The organism is Gordonia alkanivorans, assembly GCF_004011905.1.
GTDB lineage: Bacteria > Actinomycetota > Actinomycetes > Mycobacteriales > Mycobacteriaceae > Gordonia > Gordonia alkanivorans.
In genome coordinates this window covers 1618510-1635631 of the sequence record NZ_CP027114.1, presented here as the reverse complement: position 1 = coordinate 1635631, position 17122 = coordinate 1618510, and the positions used below count along the sequence as shown (strand labels likewise).

General features: G+C 66.6%; 16 protein-coding genes. 7 read left to right on the top strand and 9 right to left on the bottom strand.

Going from position 1 to position 17122, the window contains the following annotated elements:
- Window positions 1-209 precede the first annotated feature (209 nt).
- Both C5O27_RS07485 and C5O27_RS07480 read left to right on the top strand, forming a co-directional pair.
- Window positions 210-2450 carry an NADP-dependent isocitrate dehydrogenase gene (locus C5O27_RS07485; protein ID WP_127962351.1) on the top strand — a complete coding sequence of 747 codons (2241 nt, stop codon included), beginning with the start codon at window positions 210-212 and terminating at the stop codon, window positions 2448-2450.
- A 75-nt stretch (window positions 2451-2525) separates the two neighbouring features.
- Entirely contained in the window at window positions 2526-3257 is a 732-nt protein-coding gene (locus C5O27_RS07480) for a mycothiol-dependent nitroreductase Rv2466c family protein (protein WP_127962350.1), read from the top strand.
- Here the strand turns inward: C5O27_RS07480 and C5O27_RS07475 are convergent.
- A complete protein-coding gene (locus C5O27_RS07475; RefSeq protein WP_127962349.1) occupies window positions 3254-4048 on the bottom strand; it encodes an MFS transporter in 795 nt (264 codons plus the stop codon). The genes C5O27_RS07480 and C5O27_RS07475 overlap by 4 nt on opposite strands.
- Before the next feature lie 42 nt (window positions 4049-4090).
- Complete coding sequence (locus tag C5O27_RS07470) at window positions 4091-5395, bottom strand: MFS transporter (RefSeq protein ID WP_127962348.1); 1305 nt, start codon at window positions 5393-5395, stop codon at window positions 4091-4093.
- Window positions 5396-5680: 285 nt separating this feature from the next.
- Between C5O27_RS07470 and C5O27_RS07465 the strand changes: the two genes are divergently transcribed.
- Window positions 5681-6388, top strand: a complete 708-nt coding sequence (locus C5O27_RS07465; RefSeq protein WP_127962347.1) for a type 1 glutamine amidotransferase — start codon at window positions 5681-5683, stop codon at window positions 6386-6388.
- A gap of 57 nt (window positions 6389-6445) precedes the next feature.
- Here the strand turns inward: C5O27_RS07465 and C5O27_RS07460 are convergent, their stop codons facing one another.
- On the bottom strand, window positions 6446-7516 hold the full coding sequence (locus tag C5O27_RS07460; protein ID WP_127962346.1) for an ADP-ribosylglycohydrolase family protein: 1071 nt from the start codon (window positions 7514-7516) through the stop codon (window positions 6446-6448).
- Between the two features lie 263 nt (window positions 7517-7779).
- Here C5O27_RS07460 and C5O27_RS07455 point away from each other — a divergent pair, with 263 nt between their 5' ends.
- Window positions 7780-9033: an HNH endonuclease gene (locus C5O27_RS07455; protein ID WP_127962345.1), complete on the top strand. Its 1254-nt coding sequence runs from the start codon at window positions 7780-7782 to the stop codon at window positions 9031-9033.
- Window positions 9034-9367: 334 nt separating this feature from the next.
- The gene (locus C5O27_RS07450) at window positions 9368-9685 is read left to right on the top strand and encodes a hypothetical protein (protein WP_127962344.1); all 318 of its coding nucleotides are present in this window, start codon (window positions 9368-9370) and stop codon (window positions 9683-9685) included.
- Between the two features lie 26 nt (window positions 9686-9711).
- On the opposite strand, the gene C5O27_RS07445 is transcribed toward C5O27_RS07450, so the two are convergent.
- From C5O27_RS07445 to C5O27_RS07420, 6 genes are all read right to left on the bottom strand, one after another.
- Window positions 9712-10473, bottom strand: a complete 762-nt coding sequence (locus C5O27_RS07445; RefSeq protein ID WP_127962343.1) for a tetratricopeptide repeat protein — start codon at window positions 10471-10473, stop codon at window positions 9712-9714.
- A 30-nt stretch (window positions 10474-10503) separates the two neighbouring features.
- Window positions 10504-11763, bottom strand: coding sequence for an MlaD family protein (locus tag C5O27_RS07440; protein WP_127962342.1), 1260 nt, complete (start codon window positions 11761-11763; stop codon window positions 10504-10506).
- The gene (locus tag C5O27_RS07435; RefSeq protein WP_127962341.1) at window positions 11760-12878 is read right to left on the bottom strand and encodes an MlaD family protein; all 1119 of its coding nucleotides are present in this window, start codon (window positions 12876-12878) and stop codon (window positions 11760-11762) included. Before C5O27_RS07435 ends, C5O27_RS07440 begins: the two co-directional genes overlap by 4 nt.
- Window positions 12875-13738 carry an Mce/MlaD family protein gene (locus tag C5O27_RS07430; RefSeq protein ID WP_244216607.1) on the bottom strand — a complete coding sequence of 288 codons (864 nt, stop codon included), beginning with the start codon at window positions 13736-13738 and terminating at the stop codon, window positions 12875-12877. The genes C5O27_RS07435 and C5O27_RS07430 overlap by 4 nt, the downstream gene beginning before the upstream one ends.
- Before the next feature lie 13 nt (window positions 13739-13751).
- The gene (locus tag C5O27_RS07425; RefSeq protein WP_244216606.1) at window positions 13752-14132 is read right to left on the bottom strand and encodes an AMP-binding protein; all 381 of its coding nucleotides are present in this window, start codon (window positions 14130-14132) and stop codon (window positions 13752-13754) included.
- A gap of 323 nt (window positions 14133-14455) precedes the next feature.
- Window positions 14456-15262, bottom strand: a complete 807-nt coding sequence (locus C5O27_RS07420) for a FadR/GntR family transcriptional regulator (protein ID WP_244216605.1) — start codon at window positions 15260-15262, stop codon at window positions 14456-14458.
- A gap of 165 nt (window positions 15263-15427) precedes the next feature.
- On the opposite strand from C5O27_RS07420, the gene C5O27_RS07415 reads away from it, so the two are divergent.
- The gene (locus tag C5O27_RS07415) at window positions 15428-16912 is read left to right on the top strand and encodes an aldehyde dehydrogenase family protein (protein ID WP_127962339.1); all 1485 of its coding nucleotides are present in this window, start codon (window positions 15428-15430) and stop codon (window positions 16910-16912) included.
- Window positions 16909-17097, top strand: a complete 189-nt coding sequence (locus C5O27_RS07410) for a ferredoxin (RefSeq protein WP_127962338.1) — start codon at window positions 16909-16911, stop codon at window positions 17095-17097. The genes C5O27_RS07415 and C5O27_RS07410 overlap by 4 nt, the downstream gene beginning before the upstream one ends.
- The last annotated feature ends 25 nt before the right edge of the window (window positions 17098-17122 follow it).

The window sequence follows — 17122 nt, the reverse complement described above, 5'->3', positions numbered from 1 at the left end:
CGACGCCGGTTTCACGAGCGCCGGGGCGCCCCCGCCCCGGCGGCATCAAACCACAAGACCCGAGGCCCCTGAACGCGAGGCTGATCACAGGGGGCAGAATCGGGGAGTAGTTGTCACACGAGCACACCGCAAGCGTGGTATCGGTGAAGCCTGACTCACAAGGTCGCCGGCGACACCGGTTAATACAGACAGAATCGAGAACATCAGGCATGAGCACCCAGAAGCCGACCATCATCTACACGTTGACCGACGAAGCCCCCATGCTCGCCACCCACGCGTTTTTACCGGTGGTGCGCACGTTCGCCGGAGCGGCCGGCATCGAAGTCGAGACCAGCGACATCTCGGTCGCTGCGCGCATCCTCGCCGAGTTCTCCGATCTCCTCCCCGAAGACCAGAAGGTCACCGACAACCTCGGCGAACTGGGCAAGCTCACCCAGGAACCCGACACCAACATCATCAAGCTCCCCAACATCAGTGCCTCGGTGCCGCAGCTCCTCGCCGCGATCAAGGAACTGCAAGAAAAGGGCTACGACCTTCCCGACTTCCCCGGCAACCCGAAGAACGAGGAAGAGCAGGCGATCCGCGACCGGTACACCAAGTGCCTGGGCAGCGCGGTCAACCCGGTTCTGCGTGAGGGCAACTCCGATCGCCGCGCGCCGAAGGCCGTGAAGGAGTACGCGCGCAAGCACCCGCACAGCATGGGCGAGTGGTCGATGGCATCGCGTACCCATGTCGCACACATGCGCGAGGGCGACTTCTACCACGGTGAGAAGTCGATGACCGTCGAAGGCGACCGCAAGGTCAACATGGAACTCATCCCGGACGACGGCAGCGAGACGCTGATCCTCAAGCCCGAGGTCGACATCACCGACGGCGACGTCATCGACAGCATGTTCATGAGCAAGAAGGCGCTCATCAAGTTCTACGAAGAGCAGATCGAGGACGCCTACAAGACCGGCGTCATGTTCTCGCTCCACGTCAAGGCGACGATGATGCGCGTTTCGCACCCCATCGTCTTCGGCCACGCGGTCAAGGTCTTCTACCGCGACGCCTTCGAGAAGCACGGCGCACTGTTCGACGAGCTCGGCGTCAACGTCAACAACGGCCTGTCGGATCTGTACAGCAAGATCGAGTCGCTCCCCAGCGCCCAGCGCGAGGAGATCATCGACGACCTGCACAAGTGCCACGAGCACCGTCCCGAGCTGGCCATGGTCGACTCGGCCCGCGGCATCTCGAACTTCCACTCCCCCAGCGACGTCATCGTCGACGCCTCGATGCCCGCGATGATCCGCGCCGGCGGCAAGATGTACGGCGCCGACGGACGCCTCAAGGACACCAAGGCGGTCAACCCGGAGTCGACCTTCTCCCGCATCTACCAGGAGATGATCAACTTCTGTAAGACCAACGGGCAGTTCGATCCCACGACGATGGGCACCGTCCCCAACGTCGGCTTGATGGCGCAGAAGGCCGAGGAGTACGGCTCGCACGACAAGACCTTCGAGGTCCCGGTCGGCGGCACCGCCAACATCACCGACATCGAGACCGGTGAGGTCCTGCTGACCCAGACCGTCGAAGAGGGCGACATCTGGCGCCTCTGCATCGTGAAGGACGCCCCGATCCAGGACTGGATCAAGCTGGCCGTCAACCGATGCCGCGACTCGGGCATGCCGGTCCTGTTCTGGCTCGACCCGTACCGCCCGCACGAGAACGAGCTGATCAAGAAGGTCCACAAGTATCTTCCCGAACACGACACCGAGGGTCTGGACATCCAGATCATGTCGCAGGTCCGCGCCATGCGGTACACCCTCGAGCGCGTCGTCCGCGGCTTGGACACCATCTCGGCGACCGGCAACATCCTGCGCGACTACCTCACCGACCTCTTCCCGATCCTGGAGCTCGGAACCAGCGCCAAGATGCTGTCGATCGTGCCGCTGATGGCCGGCGGCGGTCTCTACGAGACCGGTGCCGGCGGTTCGGCACCCAAGCACGTCAAGCAGCTCATCGAGGAGAACCACCTGCGCTGGGACTCGCTGGGTGAGTTCCTCGCCCTCGCGGTCAGCCTCGAGGACGTGGGCAAGAAGTTCGACGACCAGCGTGCGGTGATCCTGGCCAAGGCGCTCGACGCCGCGACCGGCAAGCTGCTCGAGAACGACAAGGGCCCGTCGCGCAAAACCGGTGAGCTCGACAATCGCGGCAGCCAGTTCTACCTCGCCCTGTACTGGGCCCAGGAGCTGGCCGGCCAGACCGAGGACACCGAGCTGGCCAAGCAGTTCGCGCCGCTGGCCGAGACCCTCGCCGCGAACGAGGAGAAGATCGTCGAGGAGCTGAACTCCGTCCAGGGCCAGCAGGTCGACATCGGCGGTTACTACTACCCGGACTGGGACAAGACCGCGTCGGTCATGCGTCCGAGCAAGACCTTCAACGAGGCGCTCGCTTCGCTCGACATCTAGTCCTCGCCGTACGAATCGAGAACGCCCCGGGTGATCCGTTCACCCGGGGCGTTTTTCGTGACTACCGTCGGCACCATGGCCGACGCCGACATCAACTTCTATTTCGATCCCGTGTGCCCATTCGCGTGGATGACGAGCAAATGGGTTCGCAAGGTCCAGGCGCAGCGCGACTACAGCGTCGACTGGCGGTTCATCTCGCTTCGGCTGCTGAACTCACACATCGACTACGCCGCGCATTTCCCGCCCGAGTACGAGGCCGGGCACACCGCCGGTCTCCGGCTGCTCCGCGTCGCTGCGAGCATCCGCCGAGAGCACGGGCGGGACGCTGTCGATCCGTTCTACGTCGCACTGGGCACCAGGTTCTTCGAGGAGCACACCGGCACGTACACGGTCGACAACACCGACCACCGCGGCACCGTCGACTTCCTCACCCCGGTACTGGAGGAGCTCGGGTTACCCACCCATCACGTCGGTGCGCTGGAGGACACCGGCTTCGACGCGGAGATCCAGGCCGAGACCGACGAGGCACTCGCCCTCACCGGACGTGATGTCGGCACGCCGATCATCCATTTCCAGCCGCCGAACGGCGTGGCGTTCTTCGGGCCCGTCATCAGTCGCCTGCCGAGCGATGAGGACGCGGTCACCCTGTGGGACCACGTGATCGGGCTGGCGAGCTTCCCCGGGTTCGCCGAACTCAAGCGAAGCCTGCGGGAGAAGCCGCAACTGCGTGCGTTCGGCGTGACCGACGACGAGACGCCCGAGCAGGAAGACTGGCACGCCGGCAGCCGCCGGACCCGCGAAGACTAGTGCCGGACCGGCTTTGGAGGTGAGACGGCACCAGCACCTCGACGCCGCGACACGAACACCACGCCCGTCGTGACCACGAGCGCGACGATCGTGGCGATGGCGACCCACACGACGGCGGTCGTCTCGCCCTGCGCCGTGGCCAGGATGCCGAGGAACGCCCAGATCAGCGTGAGCGGGTAGGCGACGAGCACGGAACCGACCACGGCGGTGACCGCGAGACCGAAGAGAGCACACACGATGAGAATCGTGAGCTGCCAGCCGAGGGACTGCGGATCGGCGAGGTCGGCGCCGATCGCAGCCGCCCAGTTCTGGAACACCGCTGCGGTGGCCCACGCGGCGTAGATTCCGACCAGGATGCGGGCGAGCACGCGCAACCAGCCGGGCGCCGCGTCGTCGGCGGGACGCGCCGCGATGCGCGCGGCGTCGAGCAGCACCACCGTCATGACGGTCAACACGATCGGGGTGACCCCCGTCCACTCCGCCGCGGACACCAGAATCCAGATGGCCGCGCCCGCGAAGGCGATCTCGAGATCGATGAGGAGACGCCGCGGATCTGCGGTCCCCGTCGCACCCTTCCACACCACCGCGAGCGCGAAGACGACCGACAGCAGGTAGATCACGCTCCAGATGGAGAACGTCCAACCTGCCGGTGTGATGAGCAGATCGGTCGTCGATTCGTTGGGTGAGGCACCGATTCCGGAGAACGGCACAACCGGCGCCACCACCTGCGCCACTGCGAGAATCACTGCGAGCCAGGTGATCGGACCGGAGACGCGTGCGGCGGGTGTCATGACATCCACCGTAGGCACATGCTCGACGTGGTCGCCCGGGAATCACCTGACCTGCGATGTCACCGACGTTCGATCCGCGGCGCGGGTCACTGCGGGCGTGCCCGTCGACCGTGTGCGACGCAGCACCAGCGCGATCGCGACCGCCGAGGTGACCGAGTAGACCACACCGATCGCCACGGCCCCGCCGACGGTTCCACCCAGCTCTCCGGCGATACCGTCGAGCACCACCATCACCCCTGCCCCGCTGTAGGCGAACGCCGAGAACGTCGCCGCCACCCGGCCCTGCTGGATGGGCGTGAGTCCGATGGTGATGTACGCCAACGCGACCCGATATCCGCCGGCCTGACCGATGCCGCCGATGACGGTCCCCAGCAGGATGACCTCGAGCCGGCCCACCGCGAGCCCGGCAATCGCGATCGACCAGCCGACCGCCAGCAGCAGCGCCACCGCCGGCAGAGTAGTGATGACGCGCAGGCCCACGCCGGCGAAGTTGGCCAGCATCGAAACGATCAGGCATGCGCCGCCGACACATTGGGCGACGAGCAACGAATCGCTGATGCCTGTCGCGAGGATCGCATTCGGCATCGCCCCGACCGCGAGTGCGCCGATCGCCCATGCGAGTGCCCCGACGAGGTACGCGCCGGGGTCGCGGGATCGGGTCGAATGGACCGCCACGTCGAGATCACCGGTGTGTGCCGACGGTGGGTCGGCGAGTCCCGGTTCGACCATCACCGGCACCGGGTCACGGTCCGGTGCAAGAAGATCCGGCGCAGCCCGCAATCCGGCGAACAGGAACCCGAGGCAGATCGTCATCACGACCGCGTGGATGGCGTAGACCGTCACCAACTGCCAGGGCAGGTACACGGCGATGAGGATCGCCGCGATGAGGCCGGTCCCGGCACCGATGAGCGAGCCGGTCGCCATGAACGCGCGGCCCTTCTCGCCGCGGGCGGCGACCATCATCGCCGCGGCCGCACCGGTGCTCAGCGCCACCGAGGCGCCCGTCATCAGCCGGCCCGGGAAGAGCAGCAGCGGGTACCAGGCGCCGACGATCTCCACGAGGTCGCCGACGATCGCCGTGATGAACGCGATGGGCAGAACCTTGCGCGTGTGCCGGATCAGTGGACCGCGAGCCGAGATCAGCAGGATCACGATGAGCGCGACGAAGTAGGTGGCGAACAGGACCGCGGCGGCGGCCGGCCCGAAGCCGTGGCGGTCCATGTAACCGGGCAGCAGCGGCGTCATCGCATTCGAGCCGCAGATCGCGAGGATGAAGCCCACACCCGATGCCCCTGCGAGCAAACGGGTTCCGGCGTCTCCTGTGCCCGCCGCGACCTTCACTGTCATGTGTCCTGCCTCCTCATGCCACCGGTGGCCGTGAGGGCGCCGGACGGCACCGTCGGCATCACCGTGCAGGAGTACTCAATCCGGTCGCTGTAACCGATCGGCAACCTGATCGTGGCGCCCGTATTGCGCACCTCGGTGATCGAACGGCGACACGCTGACCTGCCGAGATGTTGATCGCCTCGCGAACCACGCCGGATGTCGCCGTCTATCCCGGTTGGCCCGATGGACTTGTGAGCCGCGCGAACGACTAATCTGGCTGGCCATAGAGGATCGAGAGGAGTTCGAGTGAGCGGCAGCGTTCTCGCACTGGTTCACGGTGTGCGGCCGGAGTGGCGCGAAACGGTGCTCGGTTCGTTGCTCCCCGCCTTCGCCGACCGCGGATTCGACGTCGTCATCCGTGACGTCGAAGACGGGTCCTTGCCCGAGGCGACGGGATTCGACCTGGTGTGCGTGACCGGCTCCCCGGATTCGGCGTTCGACACCTCACTCCCGTGGGTCGAACCCGAACTGCGGTACCTCGCCGAGACGATCGGCCGGCAGGTACCGATCTTCGGTGTCTGCTTCGGCGCACAGATCCTCGCACGCGCTCTCGGCGGTTCGGTGGCCCCGAGCACGCGTCCCGAGCACGGTTTCGTCACCGTCAGCACCACCCGGCCCGATCTCGTGGAAACGGGCCCGTGGATGGAGTTCCATCACGACACCATCACCGTGTCCGACGTCGCCGAGGTGATCGCGGTCAACGACGCAGGTGTCCAGGCCTACGTCTCCGGACCGCATCTGGGCGTGCAGTTCCATCCGGAGATCACCCCGGATTGTTTCTCCGGCTGGCGCAAGGGATTCACGAGTGCCCGGTCGGGCAGCGACGACGGGACGGTCGACACCCGGGCCCTCGCCGCCGACATCGATGCCTCTGCCGGGCAGGCCGCAGCCCGCTGTGACCGGCTGGTCGGACGATTCCTCGAGCACGCCGGGCTGGGCGTACCCGCTGCCTGACGTGCGAGCCACGCAAGCGACGAGCCACGAAGGCCCCGGCGACCTCACACTCTCGAATCAGCCCGTCGCCTGAAGTCCCGCGTACCTCTCCGACATCGGGGCGTCGAGTTCCCAGTCGACGAAGTCGTACAGGTCGGTGGCCACCTCGGTGATGACGTCGCGGAGTTCGAGTTGTTCCAGCCACCGCTCCGGGATGACACCGGCACCGTCGCGCGCGCCGAGTAGATTGCCGGTGATCGCCCCGGTCGAGTCCGAGTCACCGTCGTGGTTGACCGCGAGCACGACGCCGTGTTCGAGATCGTCGGCGACCAGCGCGCAGTAGATCGAGACCGCGAGCGCTTCCTCGGCGACCCACCCCTCGCCGAGTCGGGAGATCGCGCTCTCGGGCGCCAGGCCTCCGCCGGCGAGCTGTTCGGCGAGTTCGATGGCGGCCAGGGTCTCCTCGTGCTGTGGCTTGGTCCGCAGGATGTCCTTCGACGCCGCGAGCGCCTCGTCGAGCGTGGCACCTTCGACGAGCTCCCGGACCATCAGCGCGAGAACACCGCCGGTCAGCGACCCCGACGGGTGGCCGTGGGTCAACGCGGCGATCGCGGTTCCGAGGTCGAAGGTGCCCACGGCCGACCACTCGGCGCGAGAGGCGAACAACCCGACCGGCGCGGCACGCATGACCCCGCCGCAACCCTTGCTGTCATTTGCCGCCGGCGAGCCCGGCCGCGTCGTGGATCGCAGTGCACTCAGGCAGGTGTTGCCGGGGGCGCGCTGGCTGTGCAGTTCTCGATGCCCGGTCAGCCAAGTGGTGCGCTCCCCCATCGGCAGCACGCCGTGCCGGGGATGTTCGCCCTGGGTGATGAACCATCGGAGGTACGCGCGCGCGGTTGCCGCCGCGAAACACGAGATGCCGCCATCGCAGTCCCGTAGCCACGCGCGCAGCAGTCCCTCGGCCGTGAAGAGCGTCATCTGGGTGTCGTCGGTGATCGTTCCGGTGCCGCCGTACGCCGGCGCATACGTGGTGATACCCGACGGGCCGAACCTCTCGATGATCGCCGACCGCGACATGAACTCGACCGATCCCCCGAGTGCGTCGCCGACCGCACCCCCCACTATGCAACCAACAAAACGATCTTTCATCGGCGTCACCTGCACTTTCCACAGTGTTCTGACCATGTTCACACGGGTTGGCGAGGTTCGCAGGCCGGAGGTTCGATTGAGGCCTTCGTCTCGCCGTGCTGTGTGTGATCCTTCATCGATCAGCCTGGGCGGCGAAGCGGGTCCGCAGTTCTTGTCAGACCCCCGAGGTAGAACTGAAGACAGTTGAAATTGATGACGGAGCAGTAGTCAACGACGGTCCCACCCAACCGCAATGCACCTCCATGAGAGGGACGGCTGCCGTCATGCTCACCACCGACACAATTCCACTCGACGCAATCCTCGACCGACTCGTCGAAATCACCCCACCCGCCGACGACCCCACCGGGGCAAAGACTTTCGCCCAACTCGAGATGATTCGACTGATCCGCAACGCGGCGGACCATCAACTCAGCTCGCACACAGCGAATCTCGACGACCTCAAAGTGGCGGAACGACACGGTTCCACCACCAAGAGACTGTTGATCGCGATGGGCTTCCCACCTGCAGTCGCGACACGCGCTGCACGTATCGCCGAGAATCTCGGCACGCTGAGCAAGGTCGAGGCCTGCGCCACCGACGGACGCCTATCGGGTGAAATTGTCGATGCCATCGTCCGCGGCATGATGACCATCGAGAAGCGTTCACCCACAGAGCTTTCCGACGGCGACCGGACGGTCTACGAGACCGAACTCCTCACCCAGGCACTATCGGGCGCCACCCCCACCGAGATACAGAAACACGCCGGGGCCATCGGCAACACCATCGCCGACGAGAACGGCGGCACCCCCGCGTGTGACGACCGATCCCTGGACACCCTGTCGCACCACACCACCCACGACAACCGCGTCGAGATCCACGCCGACGTCACACAGACTGTCGGCGAGAAGTTCATCGCCATGATCGACGAACGGTCAGTACCTCGTCCCGAACCCGACGGAGCCCCCGACCGACGCTCCCCCGCCCAGATCCGCGCCGACGCACTCGAAGTGCTGCTCGACGAGGCCGCAACGGGTGCGGCGATGGACACCATCGGGGCCCCGCGTACCCAAACGTTGCTGACCATCCCCGCCGACGGCGGTGACCCAGCCTTCCTACCCTGGACCGGGTCGGTCACACACGCAACGGCGAAACGGTTGTCCTGCGATGGAACTCTGATCGAGGTCATCATCGACGGCGAAACCGTGCCACTGCAGATGGGCCGCGAACGACGACTCTTCCCGCCGCATCTACGCAAGGCGATCATCATCCGCGACCAATGCTGCATCAGTTGCGGAGCGCCACACTCATATACCCAGGTCCACCACATCGAGCACTGGACCGACGACGGTGAGACCGACCTCGACAACGGCTGCCTGCTCTGCCAGCGCTGCCACACCCGTGTCCACCACCACGGGTGGGACGTCGTCATGGGATACGACCGGCACCCCTGGCTCATCCCGCCCGCCGACGCCGACCCCCGACGCCGCCCACTACCCGCCTACAACCGCCGCACCATGCGACTCGACGACGCCGCCTGAGACGCGAAGACTTTCGCGCAGCACCTTTCGCACCCGGTGATCAGCCGGGACCGCATCCGTTCCTTGACAAGTCCATAGTGTGAAAGCGATTCCCGCGCACCAGTTCCGTTCCCGCTCACCTTCGCAGCGTGAGCGGGAACGGACCAGGTGAGCGCGACCGGCTCCGGCCGACTGCGGAGCGGCGCCTCCCCTGCTGGCAGAGAAGGCCCGAGGCGCCGGCCGAGGGGCGTTCCCACCGCCAGCCGAGGGGCATATCGAGGCACCCCGCCGACGAGACGGCCGGCCACCCCCACTGCCACGACTCGAACATACGTGCGATAATTCCGGAGTGGGCATGAAGTGGATTGGCGGGGACAACGGCCAACCACACCGGCCGGCGTTCGTGCGGGTCGGCCACAAGGCGGTGCTCATCGACCTGGGCGCCCTGTACCCCACAGCACCCCACTTCACCGGCGAGTACAACCCCGACGGCCTGCAGATCCGGTCCGTCCATCTGGGCGTCCTCACCGAATGGGGACGCGACGAGTGGGGCGCCTGGTACGGCAAGGTGACCTACACGATCACCGCCAAGGACCGACAGGAGAAGGTGACGCACTGGGTCCCGTCCTGGGCGCTACGCCCGGCCGGGGACCCGCCGAAGTCCCGGCGCTGAGCAGCTCCACCCAGCACCGTCGACCGTCACGGCAGATCCACCTTGCTCGCCAGCCAGCGGCCGTCGACCTTCTCCATGGTCATCAGCACACGGCTGCGGTCGACGCGCGGTTCCGGGCTCGCGCTGTTGGTGATCGACTGGTCGACGAACAACATCACCACCACCCGATCGGTCGTCGCCGACTTCACCCCGGCGTCGATGACGACGCCCTTGCTGGTGGCCTTGTTGTCGACGAGCATCTGCTTGAGCTGGTTGCTCGACCGCGAATACATGTCCTTGAACTCACCGGTTGCGCCGCCGAGGACATCGGTGAAGTTCTGGTCGATGCTCCCGGAGTCGATGCTGGTCAATGTGACGGCGTAGTCCTTGGCGGTGGCCACGGCCTGCTGCTCGGCCTGGTCGATCGCATGGTTCTCGTAGAGCTTCCAGCCTCCGTAGCCGCCGGCAGTACACAGCGCGACGATCGCCAGCACCGCGACGATCCGGCGGGGTCGGAGCAGACCTGCGAGCCGACCCGCACGGATCACGGGACGACGCCGCGTCCCCTTTCCGGCGACCTCGGTGTCACCGGCCACGTCGGCATCACCGACCTCGATCTCGGTGGTCTCCAGGGCGGTGTCGGTCGAGGCGGTGTCGGTCGAGGCGGTGTCGGTGAAGGCCTCGGCCACCACCGATTCGCTGCGGGCTCGACGCGCCCTGCCCCCGCGCACGGGCGACTTCCTCACGACGTCCTTGCCCTTGGGAACGTTATTCTTGGCCTCGGTCGTCTTGCTCGTCGTGGTGCTCACGGTCTCACCTCTCGGTCGGATACGGGCGGTCTAGTTGTAGTGGATGTCCGGACCACCGAACGGTGTCGGAATGGTCTGCGGTCCACGCGGTGTCGGATTGGTCCGGGCATGGGGGTCGCTGCCCGGCTTCGGCAGGTTGGTGTCGTCTCCGGGCGGTCGCGGCACGGCGCCGGCACCGCGGACGAGAAGTTCGGTGTCCTTGCAGTGCGTGTTCAGGAACGGCTCCGGGAAGTCCGGACGGGACGGCGCCGCCCGCGGGAGGTGGTAGTCGCAGGGCACGCGCGGGAACACGTCGACGCTGCCCCACAGACCGCCGTCACGGAAGGCGGTGCTGATCGCGTCGAGGGCCGAGCCGGATCGCTGCGTCGGGAAGAAGAACTCGCGCAGTGCCGGGACGCGGAGGTACGCCATCTGCGACACCGTCACCAGGTTGCCGAGTAGCTGCACCATTGTCGGCGAGTTGTCGTCGAACAATCCGTCGACGGCGCGCAGGGTCACCGGTGTCTGGTCGAGCATCCGCCGCAACCCGGCATCCATGGAACCCACACCGGCGAGCGAGGATTCGAGGTTGCCCGCGGTTGCCCGCAGACCGGGAGCTGTGTCCGCGAGTGTGGTGAGCACGACCTTGCTGGTGCGGATGACGCTGACCGTCTGCGGCAGCACCGAATCCAGCGTCGACACGAGGAACGTTCCTCCGCGCACGATGTCGCGCAGCTTCTGCGCGCCTTCGTCGCCCGTGCCGAGCTCGTCCATGATGAGCTCCAGCTGCTCCGTATCGATTTGGGCGAGAGCCGGATCCATGTTCTCCAGCAGCGTGGCCATCGGCACCGGGGTGGTGGTGCGCTTCTCCTCGACGACCGTCCCGTCGGTGAGGAACGGAGCCGAGTCGCTGGACGGCTGGAAGTCGAGGAACTGTTCGCCGGCCGGCGACAGGCTCGACACCCGGACCTCCCCGTCGGCCGGGATCTTGATGCCCGCGTCGATGGTGGCGACCACGCGCACCCCGTCGTCGTCGATGCGCACCGCGTCGACCCGGCCGACCGGCACGCCGCGCAGCGTCACATCCTGATTCGGCAGCAGTCCACCGGATTGCGCGAGTTCGACCTCGAGCCGGATGTTCGACGCGGTCGGATCGCGTTGCAGGGTGTCGATCAGCAGGTAGGCCACCCCGACCACGAGGATCGTCAGAAGCCCCAGGACCGACAACCAGTTCCGACGACGACGCCCCCACCGCACCGCGGCGACGATGCCGCGTGCGCCGGTCTCCACCAGGTCGGGTCGCGCGCTCATCGTGGTGCACCCGGGTCGACGTGCTGCCGCAATCGCATCAGCGTGAGCGACAACGATCCGACGAACTGCTCCCAGTCGCGCACATCGGGGAGCCGCGAACCCGGGTCACCACGATGGTTCGGATCATCGAAGGCGCCGATGGCGAACTGGGAGATGGCGACGTCGGTGTGCCCCGAAGTCGCGTTGGTCAGTTTGACGATGGGTCCGAGGATGCGGTTGACCGCGTCGAGACTGGCCCCCGGTGCCGTGGCCGCGGCGTTCAGCGATGTGGCAATTCGGTTGACGTCGTCCATCATCCCGCCGGCCGCGGTCCCCTTCACCGACGGGAAGGCCCCGAGTTGTCTGATGATCCGGTCCACTTGCTGGACGGTCGTCAGGATCGACTGCGTGTTGTCGGCCACCGTCCACAGTGCGGGCCCGGCGGCTGCGAGCGCGGAGTCGATGGTCTGCTGCCGCGCCGACACCGTCGACGCCAGGCGGCTCGCGGAGCTGAGAACGGCGTCGATCTCGTCGGTCCGTTCCGACAACGAGGACACCAGGACCGTCGACTGCCGGACAAGTGTTCCTAGCTGCTCCCCGTCGTCGCCGAGGGACTCACCGAGCCCGTTGACGATGTCGGTGAGGCTGCGGATGGCACCGCCGTTGACCAGCATCGCGGCCGTCGACAGCACCTCCTCGACCGTCGCGCCGGCCGAGGTGCGGTCCAGTGGGATGACGTCGCCGTCTCCGAGCAGGGCGGCACCGGGCTCGGATTCGGCGGGTGGTTCGAGAGCGACGAACACATCGCCGAGCGGTGTGGCCGAACGCAATTCGGCCCGAGTGCCGTCCGGGAGGCGGGTACCGTCGGCGATCCGCATGCCGACGTCGGCGAGGTAATCGTCGACCTCCATCGACTCCACGAAACCGACGTCTGCGCCCAGCAGTCGGACCTTCGCCTTGGCGGGGAGGTTCAACGCGTTGTCGAACTGCGCCTTCAACGCGAACCCGTCGCCGCTGGTCCCCGGCGCCGGGAGCGGGAGCTGCCCGAGTCCCACCGAGCAACCGGTGAGGACCCAGGCCAGCAGTAGCACGACCGCGGCGACACCGCGCCGGTGATTTCGACTCGCCGCGTTCACTTCTGACCGACCCCCGCCATCGCCGCCAGCATGGCGGTCACCCCGAAGTCCGGACCGAAGTCCTGCGGCTTCCCGGTGTTGCACCCGAGATCCTTCAGGTTCGCCAGATTGCAGACCTCTTTGAGGACCTGCTGGTCGAAGAGAATCCGGTCGGCGAAGGTGTGGACCCGGATCGTGCCGTTCGGCTGATCGATCGCGTTGTAGGCGTTGTTCATCAGGGTCGGTGTGAGGTTCAGGAACTCCGACAGCTCGCGCTGGTAGTCGGCCATCGTCCCGGTGACGGTCGTCGCGTCGCGCGCCGCGTTCCGCAGCGGAACCCTGTTCTCCTTCGGCAGTTCGGAGGTCTTGGTCAGGATCTGGTTGAGCTTCGCGCCGGTGTTGCCCTGCCCGAGTCGCTGATCCGCGATGACCTGACTCATCGCGCGGAGGCTGCCGTCGAACTCGCGGATGGTCTTGTCGTTGTTCGCGGCGGCCTCGGTGGGGACGTCGAGGTTGTCCACGAGTTTCACGATCGCCTCGCGGGTTGCGCTGGGATCGGCTCCGGTGCGTAGGGCTTTCGACAATTGCCCCAGTGCGTCGCGGAGCGCAGGCCCGTTGCCGTCCAGCGACTCCGAGGTCACCGACAGCATGTCGGCGATCGGTCCGCCACCCTTGCCGTCCCCACCGAGTTGCCCGGCCAGGTTGTCGGTCATCGTGAGCAGGCGGTCGAACTCGATGGGCGTCCGGGTCCGGTCGAGCGGCAGGAACGCGTCGCTCGACAGCTTCGGCCCGCCGGTGTAGGCCGGGGTGAGTTCGACGTGCCGGTCGGTGAGGACCGACGACGACACCGCGACCGCCTTCACGTCGATCGGCAGGCTCACGTCCTCGTCGACCTCAGGGCGGCACCGTGATGAGGGCCGCTTCGTCCTCGGCGGCCCCGGCGAAGTCGACGGTGGCGAAGACGTAGGCCTGGAGGTTCTCGTGCCGGAGTGGAACAACCTTCGGTTTCGACGTGGTAGCGCTCGTGTGCAGGAGGACCGCAGGGGCCTCGTCGGGAACATCGATGGGCGGCAACGGTTCCGACGCGCGGGCCGCAGCGAGGAACTCATCGAGGTCGAGCACCTGCTGACGTCCGACAACCCGGTCGCGATAGCGTTCCTCGACGACGATCAGCGGGTGATCGAAGTCGTCGATCAGTTCGCCGAGCACTTCGTCGCCCAGCCGGTAGTTCACCGGGACGAAGGGCACTCCCGCAAAGGCCGCAGCGAAGAACATCTGGGGGTAACCCGGGACCGTTACGGCCGAGGTAGATCACCTCCGAGGGGTTGCACCCGGCGACGACCGACGCGGCCCCGCGGGCGGTGGCGACCACGTCGGCGTGGGTCAGACCCGAGGCACGGTCACCGAGCGCGACCCGGTCGCCGAGCCCGGACTCCACCATGTCCAGGAGAAGGCCGACACCCATGTTTCCCGCCAATCCACGTGAGGTCGACATCGGTGCGCGGCATCGAGCCGCACACCGCTCATCGTAGATGATTCAGTGCAATCAGTTACACCATTCGAGACAAGTGGTTGCGCGGTCGACGGCAACCCTGATGTCAGTTGAAGAGATCGACCACGGATTCGGTGGCGAAGCGACCCCACAGCATCTTCTTGGCGACCAGGTTCATGTGCCGTCGCCAGTGCGCCTCAGCAGCGTCAACGTCACCCGCCTCCACCAGGTTGACCAACTTGCGGTAGGCCCGGATCGACTTCTTGAACTGGGTCGTGACCTCGTCGATGTCAGTTGTCCGGGACACCACACGCGACATGTGCGTGGCCACCACATCGGCGAGTACGTGCCCCAGCAGGCCGATCGTCTGGTTACCTGCGCGTTCGAGGATGAGGTCGTGGAATCGGAACGCCGTCGCCGACCAGGTGTCGAGGTCGGCGGACTCGGCGCCGGCGTCGACACGGTCGGCCAGCTCGTCGATCACCTCGACGAGTGCCTTGATGTCGTCGTCGGATCGACGTGCGGTCAGCATCCGCACCGCGGCCGGCTCGAGGACCATCCGCGCCTCGTACAGGTCGGAGAGCGTCGTGTTCTGGATCTGCAGCAGCAGACCGAAGTAACGCGCGGCGACCGACACATCGGGCGAAACCACCTGCACGCCCCCGCGCGAACCGCGGCGGACGACGATGAGGGATTCGTTCTCGAGGATGCGGAAGGCCTCGCGCAAGGTGGGCCGGGAGACGTCGAACTGCTGTCCCAGCACTGTTTCCGGCGGCAACATGTCGCCCGGCTTCAACACTCCACGGACGATCTGACCGCGAATCTGTTGAGCGATCAGTTCAGCGGTCTTCGGGACCTGAATCCGCCGGGGCAATCCGTTCTCATCGAACGAGCTGTTGGCCAATTCCCACACCTTCTTCGAAGCCGGCGACTGCCGAGCGGGATTCAGCCTAGCACCCGGACGGGTCGGCCTTCCGTTTCGACGAAACCGACATGCACATGAACACACGCATTGTACGGTTGAATCATCTAACTCATCTAGTGATCCCATCGGGGACGCAAGGGAGGTGCCGACGGGATGTCGGACGTATCAGGCCAGAGCACTCGAACCGGTCAGCTCTTCATCAACGGCAAGTGGGTCGACGGCCGGGGCGACGAGACGATCACGGTCATCAATCCCGCGACCGAAGCGGTGATCGGAACGGTACCGCAGGCGACCGTCGCCGACGTCGAGGACGCGGTCAACGCCGCACGATCCGCTTTCGACGAGGGCCCGTGGCCGCAGATGTCGGTGCGCGAGCGCGCCGCCGTGCTGCGGCGGATGGCCGAGGGATTCGCCGACCGGCGCGCCGAACTTGTTGACCTCTCCATCGCCGAAGCCGGGTCGACGCGTGCCCTTGCCGAGTACCTGCAGGTCGGCACTCCCATCGACCACTTCTTCGACCTCGTCGACCGGATACTGCCCTCTTTCGAGTTCGAGACCGCACTGCCGCCGATGATCGGCAACGGCATCGGCCAGGGCGTCGTGGTCCGCGAACCGTTCGGCGTCGCCGCCCTCATCACGCCGTTCAACTTCCCGCTCTTTCTCAACCTCTGCAAGGTCGCACCGGCGCTGGCGGCCGGGTGCACCGTGGTCCTCAAGTGCTCGCCCTACACCCCGTTCGAAGCCCTCGTCGTCGGCGAGATCGCTGAGGCCGCGGGATTGCCGCCGGGCGTCCTCAACATCATCACCGGTGACGTGGAGGCCGGCGAGGCACTGACGACCCACCCCGGCGTGGACCTCATCAGCTTCACCGGCAGCGACACCGTGGGCACGAAAGTGTATGCGCAGGGCGCACAGTCGCTCAAAAAGGTGGTCCTCGAACTGGGCGGCAAGTCGGCGAACATCCTCCTCGAGGACACCGATCTCGACCGTGTGATGCAGAGCGTGCTCGGCGGGTTCATCACCCACGCCGGGCAGGGCTGCGCGCTGATGACCCGCATCCTCGTGCACGAGTCGCTACACGACGAGTTGGTCGGCCGCGTCAAGATGGCGCTGGACTATGTCCCGGTGGGTGATCCCGCCGACCCCAACGTGGTGATGGGGCCGCTCATCCGCGAGGCCCAGCGCGCCCGCGTGGAGGAGCTGATCCGCGTCGGCCAGGCCGAGGGCGCCCAGATCGCCTACGGCGGTGGAAGACCTGCCGGATTGGACAGGGGCTTCTTCGTCGAACCCACCCTCTTCGTGGGTGTGGACAATCGGATGAAGATCGCCCAGAGCGAGATCTTCGGACCAGTCGGAGTGGTCATCCCCTTCACCGACGACGCCGAGGCGGTCCGGATCGCCAACGACAGCCCGTACGGACTCTCCGGCGGTGTCTGGTCGGCCGACCCCGTACGCGCACACGGCATTGCGCGCGCGTTGCGCACCGGCATGGTCGTCGTCAACGGTGGCGGGGGCGGATTGATGCCCGACGGGCCGTTCGGCGGGTACAAGCACAGCGGCATCGGACGCGAGTTCGGCGCACACGGGTTGTCGGAGTACTTGCAGCACAAGACGATCCAGTGGGCGGCGGCCCGATGAGGGTCGTCGTCGATCAAGACAAGTGCGGTGGCCACGGTCGCTGCATCGCCGTCGCACCGGATCTGTTCGATCTCGACGACGACGGGGTGAGCTTTCCGCTCACCGAGGACATCGGGGCCGACCAGGAGGCCGCCGCCAAAGAGGCTGTCGCCAACTGTCCGCAGAGCGCGATCCGCATCGAATGAGACCGGCCAACGGTCGTCGGGAGGA

Coding starts and splice junctions, on each gene's coding strand:
- C5O27_RS07480 (WP_127962350.1), top strand. CDS start 2,526: ATGGCCGACGCCGACATCAACTTCTATTTCGATCCCGTGTGCCCATTC.
- C5O27_RS07470 (WP_127962348.1), bottom strand. CDS start 5,395: ATGACAGTGAAGGTCGCGGCGGGCACAGGAGACGCCGGAACCCGTTTG.
- C5O27_RS07410 (WP_127962338.1), top strand. CDS start 16,909: ATGAGGGTCGTCGTCGATCAAGACAAGTGCGGTGGCCACGGTCGCTGC.
- C5O27_RS07475 (WP_127962349.1), bottom strand. CDS start 4,048: ATGACACCCGCCGCACGCGTCTCCGGTCCGATCACCTGGCTCGCAGTG.
- C5O27_RS07450 (WP_127962344.1), top strand. CDS start 9,368: ATGAAGTGGATTGGCGGGGACAACGGCCAACCACACCGGCCGGCGTTC.
- C5O27_RS07415 (WP_127962339.1), top strand. CDS start 15,428: ATGTCGGACGTATCAGGCCAGAGCACTCGAACCGGTCAGCTCTTCATC.
- C5O27_RS07455 (WP_127962345.1), top strand. CDS start 7,780: ATGCTCACCACCGACACAATTCCACTCGACGCAATCCTCGACCGACTC.
- C5O27_RS07425 (WP_244216606.1), bottom strand. CDS start 14,132: ATGTTCTTCGCTGCGGCCTTTGCGGGAGTGCCCTTCGTCCCGGTGAAC.
- C5O27_RS07460 (WP_127962346.1), bottom strand. CDS start 7,516: ATGAAAGATCGTTTTGTTGGTTGCATAGTGGGGGGTGCGGTCGGCGAC.
- C5O27_RS07440 (WP_127962342.1), bottom strand. CDS start 11,763: ATGAGCGCGCGACCCGACCTGGTGGAGACCGGCGCACGCGGCATCGTC.
- C5O27_RS07485 (WP_127962351.1), top strand. CDS start 210: ATGAGCACCCAGAAGCCGACCATCATCTACACGTTGACCGACGAAGCC.